General features: G+C 63.7%; 23 protein-coding genes and 1 pseudogene. 11 read left to right on the top strand and 13 right to left on the bottom strand.

Going from position 1 to position 16,977, the window contains the following annotated elements; genetic code table 11:
• Nucleotides 1-84: 84 nt before the first annotated feature.
• Both AC1RBA_RS02400 and AC1RBA_RS02395 read left to right on the top strand, forming a co-directional pair.
• Nucleotides 85-1,560 (top strand): efflux transporter outer membrane subunit, encoded by a 1,476-nt coding sequence (locus AC1RBA_RS02400; RefSeq protein ID WP_492416367.1) that lies wholly within the window; start codon nt 85-87, stop codon nt 1,558-1,560.
• 129 nt (nt 1,561-1,689) lie between these two features.
• Nucleotides 1,690-2,145 carry a GNAT family N-acetyltransferase gene (locus AC1RBA_RS02395; protein ID WP_492416365.1) on the top strand — a complete coding sequence of 152 codons (456 nt, stop codon included), beginning with the start codon at nt 1,690-1,692 and terminating at the stop codon, nt 2,143-2,145.
• Here the strand turns inward: AC1RBA_RS02395 and AC1RBA_RS02390 are convergent.
• Nucleotides 2,142-2,537, bottom strand: coding sequence for a winged helix-turn-helix transcriptional regulator (locus tag AC1RBA_RS02390; protein ID WP_070218572.1), 396 nt, complete (start codon nt 2,535-2,537; stop codon nt 2,142-2,144). The genes AC1RBA_RS02395 and AC1RBA_RS02390 overlap by 4 nt on opposite strands.
• Nucleotides 2,538-2,699: 162 nt before the next feature.
• Between AC1RBA_RS02390 and AC1RBA_RS02385 the strand changes: the two genes are divergently transcribed.
• From AC1RBA_RS02385 to AC1RBA_RS02370, 4 genes are all read left to right on the top strand, one after another.
• Nucleotides 2,700-3,272: an FMN-dependent NADH-azoreductase gene (locus tag AC1RBA_RS02385; RefSeq protein WP_492416363.1), complete on the top strand. Its 573-nt coding sequence runs from the start codon at nt 2,700-2,702 to the stop codon at nt 3,270-3,272.
• Nucleotides 3,273-3,393: 121 nt separating this feature from the next.
• On the top strand, nt 3,394-3,681 hold the full coding sequence (locus AC1RBA_RS02380; RefSeq protein WP_121669654.1) for a putative quinol monooxygenase: 288 nt from the start codon (nt 3,394-3,396) through the stop codon (nt 3,679-3,681).
• Nucleotides 3,682-3,805: 124 nt separating this feature from the next.
• Complete coding sequence (locus AC1RBA_RS02375; protein WP_492416361.1) at nt 3,806-4,333, top strand: hypothetical protein; 528 nt, start codon at nt 3,806-3,808, stop codon at nt 4,331-4,333.
• Nucleotides 4,333-4,668: a hypothetical protein gene (locus tag AC1RBA_RS02370; RefSeq protein WP_492416359.1), complete on the top strand. Its 336-nt coding sequence runs from the start codon at nt 4,333-4,335 to the stop codon at nt 4,666-4,668. The genes AC1RBA_RS02375 and AC1RBA_RS02370 overlap by 1 nt, the downstream gene beginning before the upstream one ends.
• Here AC1RBA_RS02370 and AC1RBA_RS02365 read toward each other — a convergent pair.
• Together AC1RBA_RS02365 and AC1RBA_RS02360 are read right to left on the bottom strand one after the other, a co-directional pair.
• Nucleotides 4,623-4,919, bottom strand: a complete 297-nt coding sequence (locus AC1RBA_RS02365) for a hypothetical protein (RefSeq protein ID WP_492416357.1) — start codon at nt 4,917-4,919, stop codon at nt 4,623-4,625. The two genes, AC1RBA_RS02370 and AC1RBA_RS02365, sit on opposite strands and share 46 nt — an antisense overlap.
• A 74-nt stretch (nt 4,920-4,993) precedes the next feature.
• On the bottom strand, nt 4,994-5,341 hold the full coding sequence (locus tag AC1RBA_RS02360) for a hypothetical protein (protein ID WP_492416355.1): 348 nt from the start codon (nt 5,339-5,341) through the stop codon (nt 4,994-4,996).
• A gap of 498 nt (nt 5,342-5,839) precedes the next feature.
• Between AC1RBA_RS02360 and AC1RBA_RS02355 the strand changes: the two genes are divergently transcribed.
• Nucleotides 5,840-6,100, top strand: coding sequence for a hypothetical protein (locus AC1RBA_RS02355; protein WP_070312467.1), 261 nt, complete (start codon nt 5,840-5,842; stop codon nt 6,098-6,100).
• 135 nt (nt 6,101-6,235) lie between these two features.
• On the opposite strand, the gene AC1RBA_RS02350 is transcribed toward AC1RBA_RS02355, so the two are convergent.
• The 6 genes from AC1RBA_RS02350 to folE2 all read right to left on the bottom strand — a co-directional run bounded on the left by AC1RBA_RS02350 (nt 6,236) and on the right by folE2 (nt 12,740).
• Entirely contained in the window at nt 6,236-7,774 is a 1,539-nt protein-coding gene (locus AC1RBA_RS02350; RefSeq protein WP_492416353.1) for a cryptochrome/photolyase family protein, read from the bottom strand.
• Nucleotides 7,775-7,805: 31 nt separating this feature from the next.
• Complete coding sequence (locus AC1RBA_RS02345) at nt 7,806-10,256, bottom strand: penicillin-binding protein 1A (protein WP_492416351.1); 2,451 nt, start codon at nt 10,254-10,256, stop codon at nt 7,806-7,808.
• Nucleotides 10,257-10,330: 74 nt separating this feature from the next.
• Nucleotides 10,331-10,726 (bottom strand): hypothetical protein, encoded by a 396-nt coding sequence (locus AC1RBA_RS02340; RefSeq protein WP_492416349.1) that lies wholly within the window; start codon nt 10,724-10,726, stop codon nt 10,331-10,333.
• Nucleotides 10,723-11,541, bottom strand: a complete 819-nt coding sequence (blaOXA, locus tag AC1RBA_RS02335; protein ID WP_070218506.1) for a class D beta-lactamase — start codon at nt 11,539-11,541, stop codon at nt 10,723-10,725. Before blaOXA ends, AC1RBA_RS02340 begins: the two co-directional genes overlap by 4 nt.
• An 86-nt stretch (nt 11,542-11,627) precedes the next feature.
• Nucleotides 11,628-11,795 carry a hypothetical protein gene (locus AC1RBA_RS02330; RefSeq protein ID WP_492416347.1) on the bottom strand — a complete coding sequence of 56 codons (168 nt, stop codon included), beginning with the start codon at nt 11,793-11,795 and terminating at the stop codon, nt 11,628-11,630.
• A 33-nt stretch (nt 11,796-11,828) separates the two neighbouring features.
• Complete coding sequence (gene folE2, locus AC1RBA_RS02325) at nt 11,829-12,740, bottom strand: GTP cyclohydrolase FolE2 (RefSeq protein WP_492416346.1); 912 nt, start codon at nt 12,738-12,740, stop codon at nt 11,829-11,831.
• 127 nt (nt 12,741-12,867) lie between these two features.
• Between folE2 and AC1RBA_RS02320 the strand changes: the two genes are divergently transcribed.
• The 3 genes from AC1RBA_RS02320 to AC1RBA_RS02310 are packed head-to-tail and all read left to right on the top strand — an operon-like array spanning nt 12,868 to nt 13,949.
• Entirely contained in the window at nt 12,868-13,200 is a 333-nt protein-coding gene (locus tag AC1RBA_RS02320) for an ArsR/SmtB family transcription factor (protein WP_492416345.1), read from the top strand.
• A gap of 21 nt (nt 13,201-13,221) precedes the next feature.
• Nucleotides 13,222-13,479, top strand: a complete 258-nt coding sequence (locus AC1RBA_RS02315) for a hypothetical protein (protein ID WP_230502795.1) — start codon at nt 13,222-13,224, stop codon at nt 13,477-13,479.
• A 38-nt stretch (nt 13,480-13,517) separates the two neighbouring features.
• Entirely contained in the window at nt 13,518-13,949 is a 432-nt protein-coding gene (locus AC1RBA_RS02310; RefSeq protein ID WP_230502793.1) for a hypothetical protein, read from the top strand.
• Here the strand turns inward: AC1RBA_RS02310 and alkB are convergent.
• Nucleotides 13,921-14,583, bottom strand: a complete 663-nt coding sequence (alkB, locus tag AC1RBA_RS02305; protein WP_492416343.1) for a DNA oxidative demethylase AlkB — start codon at nt 14,581-14,583, stop codon at nt 13,921-13,923. The two genes, AC1RBA_RS02310 and alkB, sit on opposite strands and share 29 nt — an antisense overlap.
• 83 nt (nt 14,584-14,666) lie before the next feature.
• Here alkB and AC1RBA_RS02300 point away from each other — a divergent pair, with 83 nt between their 5' ends.
• Complete coding sequence (locus AC1RBA_RS02300) at nt 14,667-15,137, top strand: heme-degrading domain-containing protein (RefSeq protein WP_409028561.1); 471 nt, start codon at nt 14,667-14,669, stop codon at nt 15,135-15,137.
• A 60-nt stretch (nt 15,138-15,197) separates the two neighbouring features.
• On the opposite strand, the pseudogene AC1RBA_RS02295 reads toward AC1RBA_RS02300, so the two are convergent.
• The 3 genes and pseudogenes from AC1RBA_RS02295 to AC1RBA_RS02285 all read right to left on the bottom strand — a co-directional run.
• Nucleotides 15,198-15,398: pseudogene (locus tag AC1RBA_RS02295) on the bottom strand (aspartate racemase); the annotation flags it as partial.
• A gap of 17 nt (nt 15,399-15,415) precedes the next feature.
• Nucleotides 15,416-16,183, bottom strand: a complete 768-nt coding sequence (locus AC1RBA_RS02290; RefSeq protein ID WP_083287408.1) for an SDR family NAD(P)-dependent oxidoreductase — start codon at nt 16,181-16,183, stop codon at nt 15,416-15,418.
• Nucleotides 16,158-16,886 carry a GntR family transcriptional regulator gene (locus AC1RBA_RS02285; RefSeq protein WP_492416340.1) on the bottom strand — a complete coding sequence of 243 codons (729 nt, stop codon included), beginning with the start codon at nt 16,884-16,886 and terminating at the stop codon, nt 16,158-16,160. The genes AC1RBA_RS02290 and AC1RBA_RS02285 overlap by 26 nt, the downstream gene beginning before the upstream one ends.
• Nucleotides 16,887-16,977: the final 91 nt, after the last annotated feature.

Here is a 16,977-nt window from a genome sequence, read left to right as displayed (position 1 = left end):
TAACGCGCCGCGACGGAATGCACAATAAGTGACCAATATGTATTATAGTCACACATTATTTCTTTTTTAAACTGGAAGACCACCATGCCACTGCCACGCCTGCGCCTCCCCTTTCTGCTGATCGCCGCCGGCCTGGCCGCCACCGGCTGCACTGCTGGCCTGGACTACCGCCGGCCCGAAGCGCCGCTAGCGGCGCAGTATCTGCACCAGGCGGCGCTCGGCGCGCGCCAGGACGCGGACGCTGCCGAACTGCGGCAGTGGTGGACAGCGTTCGGCGATCCGCGCCTGACCCGTCTGGTAACGGTGGCGCTGGCGCAAAACCTCGACCTGGAGCAGGCGCAGGCCAGGGTCAGGCAGGCGCGCGCCGCCACCGGGGCGGCAGACGCCGCGCTGCTGCCGTCGGCCAGCATTGGCGGTCAGGCGGCGCGCGCCTACCAGTCCGTGCAAACGCCGCTGGGCAAGGTCTTGAACGCCACGCCAGGCCATGACCGCGCCGGCAGCGCGCGGGAATTGAACCTGCAGGCGTCGTGGGAACTCGACCTGTTCGGCGGCCTGCGCCGCGAACGTGAAGCGGCGCGCGCCGATTACGAGGCCAGCGAGGCTGGATGGGCCGCAACGCGCCTGGCCGTGGCGGCGCAAACGGCGGACCTTTACCTGTCCATCCAGGGTCTGCAGGCGCGGCTCGACCTCGCACGCCGGCAGGTCGACACCGACGCGGCGCTGCTGGAACTCGCCACGCTGCTATACGACAAGGGATTGGCGAACGAGCCGGCCCTGCGGCAGGCCGAAGCATCGCTGGCGCAGGCGCGCGCCGCCGTGCCCGGCCTGGACACGGCGCGCGAGGTGGCGCTGCATGCGCTCGACGTGATGCTGGGCGCGGCACCCGGCACCTACGGCGATGAAATGGCCGCCGCCGGCGTGATGGCGCGCGCGCCGCGTATCACGGCCGGCGGCTCGCCAGGCGAACTGCTGCGGCGCCGGCCCGACCTGATCGCCGCCGAGCGGCGCCTGGCCGCCGCCAGCGCGCGCACCGGCGCGGCCGTTGCCGAGTACTACCCGAAATTCAATTTTGGCGCCTTGTTTGGCAGCGCCACGGCCAGCGGCACCCTGTTCGGCAGCGGCTCCGGCCAGGCCGCCGGCATGCTGGGCCTGCGCTGGCGCCTGTTCGATTTCGGCCGCATCGATGCGCAGATCGAGGCTTCGCATGGCCAGGAAGCCGAGCTGCTGGCGGCCTACCGGCTGGCTGTGCTGCATGCTGCCGAAGACGTGGAAAACGCCTGCTCGGCTCTGCTGCGCCATGAAGAACAGGCCACTCTACAGGCGCATGGCGTAGAGGCGCTTGAGCGCGCCCGCGCCGCTTCGCTGGCAGCCTACGAGAAAGGCGTCACCAGCCGGCTTGATGTACTGCAGGCCGATACGAGGCTGCTGCGTGCAAGGGACGCGCGCGCGCAGGCGCAAACGGCGTCGGCGCGCGCGGCAGTCGCCGCCTACCGGGCGCTGGGCGGCGGCTGGCAGGCGCCGCAGGCCGGGGCCGAGGCGGTCGCTGCCAGGTCAATGTGATGGCGGCCCGAGCCACAGCCGCCGTGCCCTCGGTGTTCCACCGCCGTTTGATGCGGGTGGTGGAACAGTATTGCCAATTGAGTAATTCCTCCCCATACTGCCAGGCATTGCCCTTCATTGCCGTCCACTATGCTTATCAGCCTGCGCCCCGTCACCGTCGACAATTTCGACCTCGTCAGCGACTTGCCCCTGTTGCCGCAGCAGCGCGACTACCTGGCCAGCAACGACTATTCCATCGCGCAAGCGAGTTTCCATCCCGCCATCCTGCATACGCGCGCCGTGTATGGCGACGAGGAAGTGATCGGCTTCCTGATGTTCGTCTCGCCCGACGCCGACGACCCGCCCGGCCACTACCAGATCTGGCGCTTCATGATAGACCACCGGCGCCAGGGGCAAGGCCATGGCCGCGCCGCCCTCGCCCTGGCGCTGGCGGAAATCCGCGCCCGCCCGGATGCGCGCAGCATCGAAATCTGCTACAAGCCCGGTAATGCCAACGCGAAACAGTTCTATGCCAGCATGGGTTTCGTGGAAAAAGGCATGGACGCGGATGGCAATGACATGCTGGCCGTGATCGAACTAAGCTAGCTGCCTGACGTCGCGCCCGCATCGGCCCTGGCATCGAACGCCAGCCGCGCCGCATCGATGGCGTCGCGGTGGCCGTAGGCCCAGGCGCCCAGCGCGCTGATGGGGATCAATAGCGAACGCCCCAGGTCCGTCAGCGCATAGTCGACGCGCGGCGGCACGGTGGGAAACACGGTGCGCGTGACGAGACCGTCGCGCTCCAGGCCGCGCAGGGTCAAAGTCAGCATGCGCTGCGAAATGCCGCCGATCAGGCGGCGCATCTCGTTGAAGCGCTTGGTGCCATTGCCCAGCAACATCACCACCATCACGCTCCATTTGTCGCCCACGCGGGTCAGGATATCCGTGATCGGGCGGCACGAGTCCGCCACGCCCGCATGGCCGCCGTGGTCGCGCATGCGCTTTTCCAGCTCGGCCCCGCGCGCGGCCACCTCACCCATGGTCACATCCGTGTGCCCCAGTGTGGAAAAAGTGCCTTCTTGTGCGTTCATTTGATAGTCACTATATTTAACCCGGTTACAAAAACATACCACCCGATCATACCATCCAAGAAGGCAACCATGAACATCCTGCATATCGATTCCAGCGTCCTTGGCGAGCATTCCGTCAGCCGCCAACTGAGCGCCGCCATCGCCGCCCGCCTGCAAGCGGCCGCGCCCGGCGCCACCGTCCACTACCGCGACCTGGCCGCCCAGCCCCTGCCGCAATTTACGGCCGCACCCAGCGACGCGGAAGGCGCCGCGCTGGCTGGCGCGCTGGAACAGGTGCTGGCCGCCGACGTCATCGTCATCGGCGCGCCCATGTACAACTTCGCCATCCCCAGCCAGCTCAAATCGTGGCTCGACGCGCTGGCCGTGCCCGGCAAGACCTTCCAGTACGGCGCCAATGGCCCGGCAGGCTTGCTGGGAACCAAGCGCGTGATCATCGCCTCGACGCGCGGCGGCTACTACGGCGCCGACACGCCGATGGCCGCCCTGGAACACCAGGAAAGCCATCTGCGCGCCTTCCTCGGCTTTCTCGGCATCCAGCAGATCGAGATCGTGCGCGCCGAAGGCGTCAAGGTCAGCGACGCGGCCAGGGCGCAGGCCATGACGGCGGCCTTCGAGCAGATCGGCGCGCTGCAGGCGGCGTAGGTTCAGCTTGATTCTCTGGCTGCGGCGGAAACTGTTTCGGCGCCGCCAGACTGGGCATGGCGGACAAGAAAGGGCAAGATGCGCTAAGCTGCATCCGCCCCACCACTTTACAAGGACCACCATGACCCTGACCGTCGTCGCCACCATCGATGCCCAACCTCAACATATCGACGCCGTGCGCGCCGCCCTGGAAGCCGTCGTGCCGCCGAGCCGCGCGGAAAGCGGCTGCCTGCGCTACGAACTGCACCTCGACAACAAGATTCCCACGCGCTTCATCATGCTGGAAGAATGGACGAACAACGCGGCCCTGACGGCGCACTACGCGATGCCCCACTTCCATGCACTCGTGGCCGCCACCGAGGGCAAGGTCGTCAAGATCGACGTGGCGGAATTGAGCAAGCTGAAGTAACAAGCGGCGCGCTGCGCAAGCGCGCGGCCATCTTGGCAAGTTGCCATCTATAATATGGCAACTTTTCTTTATGGCCATCATGATTCCATTTTCCTGCCTACGCGGCGCCACAGCGGCAGCCGCCTTGACCCTCTACACCGCCGCCTTCGCCCAAGCGCCCCTTCCCCTGACCAAGCTGGTGGGCGAATACAATCTGCTCTCGTCGAAGACCGTGCCGCCCAGTAACTGGGGCTATTCCAAGGGACGCATCTCGGTCAAGCAACTCGATGAGCATCACCTGCTGATCGTCCTGTCCTGCGAGTGGAAACGCGAGCCGAAGGCCGTCTGCGGCGATTATTTCTACGCCCAGCAGCGCGACGACGGCCTGTACCTGCAGGACATGAACACGTTTGCCATGCGCCTGTACTTCGATCCCGCCACGCGCAAGCTCACCATCATTTCGCGCGGCGCCGACGCCAAGCAAAGCGTGCGCCACGAAGTGTTCGGCACGACGACCGAACCGCTGGTCGATACCGCCCTCGTGCGGCGCATGAAGCGCGAGCAATCGAATGCCGACAGCAAGGAAAACCGGCGCGTGTTCGGCCCCTACACCAAGTGGACCTACCAGGAAAACCGCATCGAATTCCAGCGCCAGGACTTGACGGCGCCGTGATGCAACGGCTGAGCCAGCCCCTGCGGCGCCAACTGCTGCGCCTCGCCGGCGTCCTGCTGTGCTCGCCCGTGCTTGCGCGCGCGGCAGACAACGACCTGCCCCGCGCCGTGCGCCAGCGCATCCTGTCCACACTAGACTCTCTGCTGCCCAAGGTGCTCAATGTGCACCATCCGGCGCTGATGCGGCGTTTCAATATCGGCTGGTCGCCCGTGGAAAGCGGCGGCCGCACGCCATGCAAGCAGGAGTCTGTTCCAGCAATGAACCGGCACAGCAGCTTATTCCCGTGCTGTCAATCCGATTCGGCGCCTGTCTCGCTCATGCTCGACGGGGGATGATGGGCAGGCCCTTTTTCGAGTCCGATCATTTTGGGCGGCGATGGATCTTTTCTGCGCTCGCAGACCAATACGCGCAATGCGACAGATAGCGGCACGCCATTTGTATGCAGGTATTTTGCTGCCACGGCAGTGCCAAGCATTTCCTGAAAAATAATCGCCACATCAATTTTTTGTGCTGTCAATGCATCGATCCGCCTGGGATGATCCGGCTCCACCTGCACGGGGCCGCCGATGTAATTTTTAGTCACCATGTCAATTCATGTCAAGTAGAGGGACAAGCACCGCATGCTCCCGCTTCGGGCTACCGCAATTCGGCAGGCCGCCTTTATTGATACTCTTCCGGTCTCTTGCGTATCTCCGCCCTTACTCTGTGCATACGGCTTCGCACTGTTCCCATTCGGTACGCCATCTTTATCGCAATTTCGCCATCGCCCATACCTTCATCCTCACGCAACAATAATGCCTTTCCCAGGGAAGGCAGGAAATGGGCGATAAAAAGAACGATGTTCATTCCAGTTTCCATTGCACCGAAAATCTCTTCTTCATGAAAAATATTCAACGCATCAATTGCACAATCTACGCCGCCAATTAAACCATCAGAACCTGATTTAATTCTGCCGGCATTGCAATAATGGGTTTTATACCATTCACGACCATTAACAATCTGAACCATACCATCAATATATTTCTCACGATGAATATATTGGCGCGGAAAATATCGTATGCGAATACGCTATCTGCTATACGGCACCTCAAATATCTCTTCGGCACCCGCACAAAAAATTTTCCAAAAATAACTTTCATTTCCCATGAGCATGCATCACTCGCCGAAGCCAGAGTTGAGCCATATCCTAACAGCAAGAATACCTCCTCAAATTAATACACAGAAAACATTGATTTATATCAATATAAGAAATACAAGATAATAAATATTACAAAACATATAAACATATATCCATCGAGAAACAATTAACCTGAAACTGTTCCTGCGATGTGCAAAAATAACGCCGCTCCATAGTTGAGCTTTAATTTATTAAAAATAATAAATATTTCTTTCGGGAAAATTTTTATAATGCCGTCTTCTTTGTTACATTCGCCTTCGTGCGCGATGGAAATTTTTTATGTAGTAATATTTAAAAAAATTTCAAAGCATTTTGGGTGAGCATTTCCAATGACAAAAAAGACAAGCACTTCATACGTCATCGAGTTTACGCAACGAACGACGCGAGTGTTGAGGTCGCTCAATGTGAAGTCTGGAAGAGTGAAGATTGATATCAAAGATACGGCGATGCCGTTCGACACGCGAATAGTCGATGCCTGGGTCAGCATCGAAGACGGAGTCCTGTGGCTGGAGCATGAAACGGGAGAAGACTATACGGTGAGAATCAGGCTTGCCACAGTGCTGCGCTGGTCACGTCAACCAAAATGGTAGGCAGCCTGCCGCCACCGCTCGGCAGTTTTTCGGGCCTTGCCCGCTACCGTTTCCCATAACATGAGGAAATCCTGAGTCCCGGCTCCATCGTCCGGTTGGACATCCACCGTGGGAAACAGACCACATTGCCCTGCGTTACAAGGAATCGAGCCTGGCCAGCATCGTGGCCGCCTGCTGCCGGAAAGCGGCGACTGTTTCCTCGTCCATTTTTTCCAGCTGGCGATACGCCATGCCGATGCGGGGATTGTGCTCCAGCGTGGCCGCGTTGCGGTGGAAAAAATCCCAGTACAGGGCATTGAAGGGGCAGGCGCGCTCGCCGATGCGCGCCTTCTTGTCGTAATGGCATCCCTTGCAATAATCGCCCATGCGGTCGATATACGCAGCGCTGGAGACATACGGCTTGGTGGCCAGCAGGCCGCCGTCGGCGAACTGGCTCATGCCGACGGTATTGGGCAGTTCCACCCATTCGAAGGCATCGATGTAGATGCCCAGGTACCAGCCGTGGACCTTGGCGGGATCGAGGCCGGCGAGCAGCGCGAAGTTGCCGATTACCATCAGGCGCTGGATGTGGTGCGCGTGCGCCTGTTCCAGCGACTGCGTGATCGCCTGCGACAAACAATGCATCTTCGTCTTGCCGTCCCAGAACCAGGAGGGCAGCGCACGCGCATGGCCAAAGAAATTCTTTTCCGCATAACCGGGCATCTGCGCCCAGTAGACGCCGCGCACATATTCGCGCCAGCCCAGGATCTGGCGGATGAAGCCCTCGACCGCGGCCAGGGGAGCGTGGCCGGCGTAATAGGCGGCCTGCGCCCTGTCGACGACTTCGCGCGGGTTCAGCATTTTCACGTTCAGCGCGAACGACAGCAGGGAGTGGAACAGGCGCCAGGCCTTGCTGCTCATGGCATCCTGGAAATCGCCAAAATGCGGCAAGGCCCGCTCGATGAAGGCATCGAGCTGCTGCAGCGCCTCATCCCGGTTCAGCGCCCAGGCCAGCCGGTCCGCACGGGGCGCGCCGAAGCTCTTCACGCCGGCGGCGACGATGCTTTCCCATAGACGGGAATGGTCATGCACGGTGCGCGGGTCTTGCGGCTCGGCGGGCGTGCCGCGCCAGGGCTTGCGGTTATCGTGATCGAAATTCCACTGGCCGCCGACGGGTTTTTTCGCGTCTTCCATCAACACCTGATGCGTGCCGCGCATCTGGCGGTAGAAAAACTCCATCAGCCATTGCTTGCGCCCGGCGAAAATATCGGCCGCCTCGTTGCGGGCCGTATAGAAATGCTCGCTGTCGACCATCAACCACGGGATGGCCGAGCGTCGCCCGGCCTCATACAGCTGCTGGTCGAGGCGCCACTCGTCGGGCGCCTGGTACTCGACGGCGCCGGCGTCATAGTGGCGAATCAGCGCTTCGATATTCTCTGGTATCGAGCGCGTGCTGGCCACGTCGTCGATGGCGATGTAATGCACGGTGTGGTCCGCTTCGCGCAGCTGGCGCGCAAAGTCGCGCATGGCAGCGAAGATGGCCAAGATTTTCTGCGCATGGTGCAGCACATAATCGGTTTCTTGCCGCACTTCCATCAAGACATAGATGGTGGCGTCATCGACGTCGGTAAACCAGCGGTGCTGCGTATTGAGCTGGTCACCGAGGATCAGGCGCAAGGTGGGCTTCGGTGTCATTATTGTCCTGTATCAAATAACATCGTGGCCGCTAGCCTTGCGGCATTGGCTGCGGCGCCGGGACGGGCGCGGGAGCCGGTTCCGGCACCGCCTTGCCATGCGCTTCCTGCCCGCCCTCTTCCGCCGGCACGGCCAGCGGCGCGGGCGGCGCGCCTTCCTGCAACAGATCGCCCGGCTCTTCCACCGGTTCATCCTGCGGCTCCTCGACGGGTTCCACGTGGCGCAGCGGCGGCGGTGGCTTGCCGCCAGGGAAGATGGCGTCGCGCGCGATCTTGCCCGTGTCGAGCGCCGTCTTGAAGAAGTCGCCCACCACCAGCACGGCGTTGTGGCCACCCTGGCCCCAGTAATTGCTGCGCATGGTGACGCGCGCGTCGTTGAAACCGACCCAGGCGCCGCCGACGAGTTGCGGGTGCATCAGGATGAACCAGCCGTCCGCATTGTTTTGCGTGGTGCCGCTCTTGCCGGCCACGTCGGAACGGATGCCGAAGCGGCTGCGGATGGCCGTGCCCGTGCCCCGGTCGATGACGCCGCGCATCATGTCCGTCAGGGTGGCGGCCGATTCGGCCTGCATGGCGCGCTTGGGCTTGTCTTCGCCGAAACGGGCGATGACCTTGCCTTCGCGGTCCGTGATGTGCGTGACGACGAACGGCAGACGGGCCTCGCCCTGGGCCGCGATGCTGGCGTAGGCGTTGACCATTTCCAGCAAGGTGACAGGACTGGTGCCCAACGCCAAGGACGGCACTTTTTCCAGCTTGCTGTCGCGGATGCCGAGCGCGCGCGCCAGCTTGATGATCGGCGGCAAGCCGACGTCCTGCATCACCTGCGCCGTGATGGTGTTTTTCGAGTAGACGAGGCCGTCGCGCATGGTCATGTCGCGGCCCGTCGTGCCGCTCATGTCCGTCGGGCGCCATTTGGTGCCGTCGGCCGCCTTGATGTCCATCACGGCATCACGGTAAACGTGGTCAGGGCTGAGTCCCTTTTCCAGCGCCGCGCCATACACGATGGGCTTGAAGGTGGAACCGGGCTGGCGCGCCGCCTGCGATACGTGATCGAATTGCTCGCGCGCAAAGTCGCGGCTGCCCACCCAGGCGCGCACGGCGCCCGTGGCCGGGTCCATGGCCGCAAAGCCCGCTTCCAGCCGCGTCTTCGACTTGCGCAGGGCCGCCATGAAGGCGCGGTCGCCCTTCAGCTGCGCCAGCGCCGTTTCGGGCATGCCGCCGGCCGCCGTCAGCTTGCGGTAGTCGGCGGACTCGCGCACGAAGGCGTCGAGCAGGGCCGGATGCGATTTCCAGAAATAATCGAAGGGCACGCTGCCGCCCTGCATGCCCGCGTACATGCCCGTCGACGTGGACGACGGCACGCCGGCGCGGCTCCATTCCACGTCGGCGATCGCCTGCAAGGCATTCGCCTGGCGCTCGACGGCGCGCTCGGCCGCCTGCTGCAAATCGTGGTCGAGCGTGGTGTGCACCACCAGCGCATCGAGTTCCAGGTTGTAGTCGTTCTCGTCGGCCCAGTCGATCAGCCACTTGCGCACATAGGCCGTGAAATGGCTGTCCGACTGCGCCCGCTCGCTCTGGCGCTCGAAATGCAGGCGCAATGGTCGCTTGATCAGCTGCTTGTAGCGCGCCTCGTCGATGACGTCGTGCTTGCGCATCTGGCCCAGCACCACGTTGCGCCGCTGCAGGGAGCGTTCGGGATTGCCGACGGGATTGTAGTAATTCGTCCCCTTGAGCATGCCGACAAGGGTGGCGCTTTCCAGGATGTCGAGGCGCGCGGCGGGTTTGTCGAAATACGTGCGGGCCGCCATTTCGATGCCGTAGGTGTTGTACAGGAAGGGAACCGTGTTCAGGTAGGCTTCCAGGATTTCCGTCTTGCTGTAGGTGGCCTCGATTTTCAGGGCCGTGATCAATTCCTTGAGCTTGCGGTTCAGGTTGCGCGAGCGGCCGATTTCCTCGGGAAACATATTGCGCGCCAGCTGCTGCGTGATGGTGGAACCGCCTTGCGGGTTGCCCCCTGCCGTATGCAGAATGGCGCCGGCCGTGCGCGTGAAGTCGATGCCGTGGTGTTCATAGAAACGGTGGTCTTCCGTCGAGATCAGCGCACTGATCACGTTCGGCGAAATCTGCTTTAACGTGACCCGCTCCTGCAAGCCCTGGTCGAAGCGGGCCAGTTCCTTGCCGTCGGCGCTGACCATGGTGGTCGGCGCGGCCGCGCGCGCCTGGCGCAGGTCGTGGATGCTCGGTGTCAGGGGGATCAGCAACAGCATGTACAGGATCACCAGCGCCAGCAGGGCCAGAAACGACCATAAGGCCAGCACCAGCGCACGCCGCACGGGCGGCAAGGTCATCAAGTGCGCGTGGCCGCGCCGGTACAGCGCCACTGCCTTGACCCATGCCACTCCCGCCACGCGCACTGCCTGCGCGCGCGCCCGTATGAACGCCTGCCGTGCTTTTTCCTGAAACTGCTCCATGCCTGATGCCATGCTTATAACCTTGTCTGATGCCGGGAAATCCGTTTCAGCAAGTATATAGGGCGGGCAACAAAGCGGGCCGGAATTTACGCCAGGCAAGCATCGAGGCGCGCCAATGTGACGCCGACATACGCGCCCACGCAGCGCCCGTCATGCGTCGCAAACGGGTTGTCCACTTGCAGCAGGCCGCAATCGCAGACGACGGGATCGACCTGGGTGACGACGCCGAGCGCCAGGTAGCGCCAGCCATCGAGGCGCACCAGGCGCTTTTCCCGGCCAGGATTGGCGCGGAAAATGGCATCCCAGTCGTCGATTTCGCTGGCCATGGGCCACAGTTCGAGCTGGACCTGCGCGCCGGCGGCCAGTTGCCCGCCGCCGAACTCGTCCATCACGTGCAGGCGCTGGCCGCCCACCTCGATGACGGCTTCCAGGTACTCGCCCTCGGTAGCGATGAAGGTGGCGGCGACGATGCTGGCCGTCACTTCTGCGCCTGCTCCAGCAGGGCCGGCAATTCCTTCAGCATGGCCTCGCGCGTGCGCAAGCCTGCGGACTGCTGGCCCTTCTGCTCATCCTGCACCAGGCGCGCGAACACGATGCTGCGCCCGCCCTTGCTGGCCCAGCCCACGAACCAGCCGTAGCCATGCGCTTCGTCGAAGCTGCCGTCAGGCTTGCGCGGGAAGGCGGCGCCCGTCTTGCCATGCACTTGCCAGCCGCCCACGTCCGCCAGGCGCGTCAGGCGTCGCGTCTGCTCCATGGCCTGCTTGGTGACGGGCAATTGATCGTTGACCAGTTTGCGCAAGAAGCCCAGCTGTTCCAGCGGCGAGATTTTCAGCGAAGAGCTGATCCACGAGCGCTCCAGGCTGTTGTCCTTGCCCGGGTCGCCCGACACATCCGCATTGCCGTAGCGCAAAGCCTTGGCGTATTTCTGGAAGCGCTCGGCGCCCAGCGCCTGCGTGATCTGCTGCGAATACCAGACGACCGAATACTGCATCCAGCGCGACGGGTCCGTATCCTGGCGCCACGCTTCGCCACCCCAGTCCACATAGCCCTGGCGAAATGGCAGGCTGGGCTTGTGCTCGTCCTTGAGGAAGCCGGCGTCATAGCCCATCAGGCTGAGTGCGATCTTGAACGTGGACGCGGGCGTAACGCGGTCGATGCAATTGCCCTCCTGCAGCAGGACGGCGCCTGTCTTGGCGTCGGCCATGGCGGTGCAGATGGTGGCGGAATGGGCTTGCGAGCCGGCCAGGACGGCGCCTGTCAGGCCGAGGATAAACTGGAACAATGCGCGATATTTCATGGGCCTCCGGGGCTGAGGGAGAATGACAAAGCGAAATTGTACCGGGCGGCGCGGCGCGATGCCAGCGCTGATGCAGTGCATGCGCGCTAGCGCCCCGCCGGCACGCCCGGCTGACGTTCCCGCTTCAAATGCTCCTCTTCCAGCTCGTCCATGCCCAGCTTTTCCTCGTCGATCAGCGCATGCTCGCGCCGCTCGCGCTCCAGTTCCTCTTCCAGGCTGTCTTCGCCAGGCTCCTGCGTGATGTTCTCCGGCATGCGGTCTTCCTCCACGGTGGTTGAGTGAAAAGCTCAGGCAAGCTGGCCCGCCTGCGCCACGGCATCGTGCGGATGCAGGCTTTCCATATGCCGTACGGTAACACGCGCCTGCGCATAATGCGGCGCCAGTGCCGCCTGCACGCGGCGGGCCGCGTCTTCCACGTACATCAGATTAGCACCATTGAGGCGCGCAAACGCCTGTTCGTCGGCCCGTTTCACGGCCGTCTGCAGGGGCGTCGCCAGCGCCGCTTCCACCCGATCGATCAGGGGAAACAGGCCCAGCTCCGCCTGCTGCGTCAATGGCACGGTCACCGTCGCCGTGCTGCGCTGGCTGTGCGGCGTGGCCAGGCTCGCGTGTTCCTGCAGCCAGTCGCGCGCGGCCGCGCCGTCGATGCCGCCTTTGCCGAACTGCGCCGCAAACGCGTCGGCCAGCAATTGCCGCGCCAGCGCCGCCGAGCACGGACAGGTCGACGAGTAGCCGATCTCCACCGTCAGGGACAGGGCAAAACCCTGCGGAGAAACACTGGCCTGCAGGCGCACGGGATACGATTTCCATCCCGCCAGCCCCGCCGTCAGCAGCGCCGGCCGGCGCAGCAGCACGGGAAACGCCAGCGCGATGCGCGCCTGCGTGCTGCCGCAGTCGGCGTGACTGTCCACCATGCGCCGCAACACGGCGGCCAGGGCGCCCGCATCGAGCGGCTGCGCGGCGGCAAAGGCATCGAGCAGCAAATACAGGCGCGACATGTGGATGCCCTTGATGCGCGGAGCGGGCAGATCGACATGCACGTCGGCCCACGCATGCACTTGCTGCGCCTGCCCGCCCTCTTCCAGCCACAGCGGCAAGGCGATGCCCTGCATGCCGACCCATTCCAATGGCAAAGGGTGGCCCAGATGGGGGCCGGCCGCCACGTCGGGCAGGGGCGAAGAAAGGGAATCGCGCTTCATGGTCAAGGCTCCATATGCAAACAAGTTGCATATCATGGAGAAAATGCGCCGTATTTGCAAGTATCTTGCATTAAAACGGCGAATGTTTTATCTTGACTCACTAACACATGTCAGATAATGTTGACACATGACAGATACAAATACACCCCATCCCACCGGCGAGCGCTTGCTGGCCATGCTGGCGGCGCTCGACAATCCGCACCGGCTACGCATCATCGCAGCCCTGGCCAGCGGCGGGCGCAACTACATCAGCCAGCTGGCGCGCGACCTGGGCATCAGCCGGCCCCTGTTGCATTTGCACCTGCAAAAGCTGGAACACGCGGGCCTCGTCACCAGCCAGCTGGAACTGTCGCATGACGGCAAGGCCCTTAATTACTTCGAAGCCAGCCCATTTGAATTGCTGCTGACGCCGGCCAGCATCGCCGCCGCGGCGTCCTCGCTCACCCCCAACGCCGATTAATCCTGAACTGTAGAGGTCATCATGTCTGAAAATGTCTTTTTCGCCGCCTTCTTCTTCCCCTGCACGGCCGCCGTCATCATCTTCGCCCTCAAATATACGTCCGGCATCGTGCAGGCGCGCGCCCGGCTGGCGCAGGACGGCGCCTACCAGGAGCTGGCCAAGTCCATGGCCGCCGCGCAAGCGGAAACGGCCGTTTCGCTGGCCGCGCTAAACGCTTCCGTGGCGCAGATCCAGGCGCGCCTGGGCAGCCTGGAAACGATACTCAAAGAAGTCGAGTAAACCCTTTCATAGCCACCCCACGACCAGGAGACCGCACCATGAATACCGTATCGACCGCCCGTCTGTATGCGCTGCGCGCCATGTATCTGCTGGTTGTCCTGGGGCTGGGCAGCGTGCTGTGGCCCGGCATCGTCACGCCGCACGCGCCGTGGGAACTGGCGCGGGGCACCGTCAACTGCATGCTGGCCGCGTTTTCGCTGCTATGTTTGCTGGGCTTGCGCTATCCGCTGCAGATGCTGCCCCTGCTGCTTTGGGAGGCGCTGTGGAAGACCATCTGGCTGCTGCTCGTGCCGCTGCCGCAATGGCTGAGCGGCCAGATCGATCCCGCCACCGCGGCAACCGCGTTTGAATGCGCGTTCGTGGTGCTGGTCTACCTGGCCATTCCGTGGCGCCATGTGCATGCGCACTACATCGTCAAGCCGGCCACGCCGTGGCGCCAGCTCAGGCAGCCTTGCGAAACGTCAAATTGATGCGCTGCGCGCCCAGCAGCGCGTGTTCGCCCTCCTTCAGCGGCGCCACGCCGTGGAAGCGCAGGCGGTCGGCGCCGCCCCACACGACCACGTCGCCGTGCAGCAGCGCGATGCGCGCCGCCTTGTCGCTGCGCTCGGCGCCGCCGAACAAAAAGGTGGCGGGCAAACCGAGCGAGACGGAAACGATGGGCGCGTTGAAATCGCATTCGTCGCGGTCCTGGTGCAGGGCCATGCGCGCACCGGGCGCATAGCGGTTGACCAGGCAGGCGTCGGGCGTGAAGCCCGGATAGCCGGCCGCCAGCGCCGCCTGCTGCGCCAGGCGCAGGAAGACGGGCGGCATGGGCGGCCAGGGTACACCGCTGGCGGGATCGAGCCGCGCATAGCGGTAGCCGCGCCCATCCGTGACCCAGCCCAGGGGGCCGCAATTGCTCATGGCCACGGACATGCGCAAACCGCCCGGCGTGGCCATGTGGCGCAGGGGCGCGGCCAGCACGATGGCGTCCAGCGCCGGCAGCAGCTCGGGCAGATACGGCAGCGCAAAACGGCGCAGCAGGACCGACGCGGACGAGCCGGGCACCAGCGGCACCGGTCCGGTCGGGACGTCGTCTTCATCGGCAAACAGGGACAGGTTCATGCCGCCTATTTTAGCCGCATTACACAAAAAGCCCCCATGGTGCGCTACAGTAGCGCTTCCAGCCACCACCACCCGCCTCCACGATGGATCATTACGCCGATTTGCTGCACACCCTGGCGCAGCAGGAAGAATCCCTGCAATTCGAACGCTTCGACAACGATGCGGCGCTGGCCGTGGGCCTGTGGATCGTCGAGGAAGTGCGCAAGCGGGGCAAGGCCGTCACCGTCAACATCACGCGCAACGGCCAGGTCCTGTTCCACCACGCCATGACGGGCGCCACGGCGGACCAGGCGGACTGGATACGCCGCAAAAACAACACGGTGCAGCGCTTTTGCCGCAGCTCCTACTACATGGGCATCTCGTATAAAAGCCGCGGCAGCACCTTCGAAGACGTGAAGTACCTCGACGACGTCGAGTACGCGGGCCACGGCGGCGCCTTTCCCCTGCTGATACGCGGCGTGGGACTGGTCGGCACGGTCACCGTGTCCGGCCTGGCGCAGGCGGACGATCACGCGCTGGTGGTGGCGGCCCTGCAGGCACAGCTGGACAAATAGTCAGGCGTCCAGCGCCCGGCGCAAGGCGGCGCGCGCCAGCAAGCGCGTGGAATCGAGCGTCGATGCCAGCATCAGCTCTGCCACGCCGGCCAGGTCGCCCCCGTTCAGGCAAGCCACATAGCGCGCCAGCGGCGGCGTATGCAGCGTCACTTCCGGATGTTCATACGCTCCCAGCGCATGCGCGCCCTCTTCGCAAATCGTGCGGTAGCACAGGGCCGCGCCTTCGGCCGAGCGGCCGACGATGCCGATATGTCGTGTGATGCGATCTTCCCTGTCAGTTAAATGCGCTGGCCGCCGTCGATGGGAATTTCCGCGCCCGTGATGTACGAGGCGCGCTCGCTGCACAGGAACTCCACCAAATCCGCCACTTCGGCCGTCGTGCCCAGGCGGCGCAGGGGGATTTGCGTGTCGACGATGTGCGAGGTGCCCGGCGATAAAATCGCCGTGTCGATCTCGCCCGGCGCGATGGCATTCACGCGCACGTTCAGCGGCGCCATGTCGTTGGCCATCTCGCGCGTCAGCGAGGCCAGCGCCGCCTTCGAGCTGGCGTAGGCGGAGCCGGCGAACGGGTGCACGCGGTAGCCGGCGATCGAGCACAGGTTCACGACGGCGCCGTGCGCGTTCGACAGTTCCTGCGCAAAGCCACGCGTCAGGGCCAGCGGCGCAAAGAAATTCGTGTTGTACATTTCCTGCCAGGTCTGCATGTCGGTGGTCAGCGAATTGACGCGCGAACCGCCCGGCCCCTTCGGCGACACGCCCGCGTTGTTCACCAGCGCGTGCAATTTCGAGTCGCCCAGCATGGGGCGCAGGGTGTCGACCATCTGCCCGATCTGGCTCAGGTCCGACAGATCCATGCACACATGCGTGTTGTGCTCCTGGCTGCGCGGGCAGCCGCCCGGAATCGGGCTGCGCGACACGGTGATCACGCGCCAGCCCAGACTGCGGAAGCGCTCGGCCACGGCGTGGCCGATACCGCGGCTGGCGCCCGTGACGATGGCCGTTTTCTGTTCAATCTTCTGTTCAGTCTTGTGCGTGTTCTGCGTCATGTGCTTCCTTGTCTAGTTGTGTTGCGCCGGCGTGGATGCGCTCCTGGCGCATCACATACGCCAGCATCTGCGTGCCGCCGTCGAGAATATCCTGTTCGATGGCGCGCCGCGCAGCCGCCCCGTCGCGCTGGCGCAGCGCGGCGATGATGGCGTGGTGGTGGCCGACGCGCATGTCGGGCGAAAAGCTGGCGTAGCCGGCGGCGATCAGGGGCGCCGTCTGCATCCACAGGTGGTCGACGAAGCGCTTTAATGTCGGCATGCCGGCCGCCTGCGCCAGGCCCAGGTGAAACGCCTGGTTGCATTGCAGGGCCGCCGGCAGGTTGTGCCGCGCAATCGCCTCTTCGTTCGCCTGCAGCAGGCGCTCGAGGTCGGCCAGGGTGGCGGCGTCGATGCGCTGCGCCGCCTCGAACGCGCCCAGCCCTTCCAGCTCCAGCCGCAGCGCGCGGATTTCCAGGTAGCGCGCCACGCTGAGCACGGGCACGCGGAAATCGCGCGGCGAGCGCAGCACCAGCGCCTCTTCCTGCACCAGCTGCAGCATGGCGTCGCGCACGGGCGTGACGCTGGTGCCGAGCTGCAGCGCCAGCTCGCGGATGCGCAGCCGCTCATTCGGCTGGTAACGTCCTGCCGCCAGCGCCTCGCGCAGCATGGCGTACACGGACTTGCCCAGGTTGACGTGCTGCAGACTGTCCAATTGGTGCTTCATGCGTACTTTTGATCTTTTGAAATTATGATGCATCATACATCAATTTGAAAAACAGTGTTTTTCCAGACGTGCGCCGCAGACAGGAAACAAG

This window comes from Janthinobacterium sp. GW823-FHT03B06, from assembly GCF_058796955.1.
Note: the sequence above shows the minus strand (reverse complement) of the source record. Positions and strands in the feature narration are given on the sequence as shown.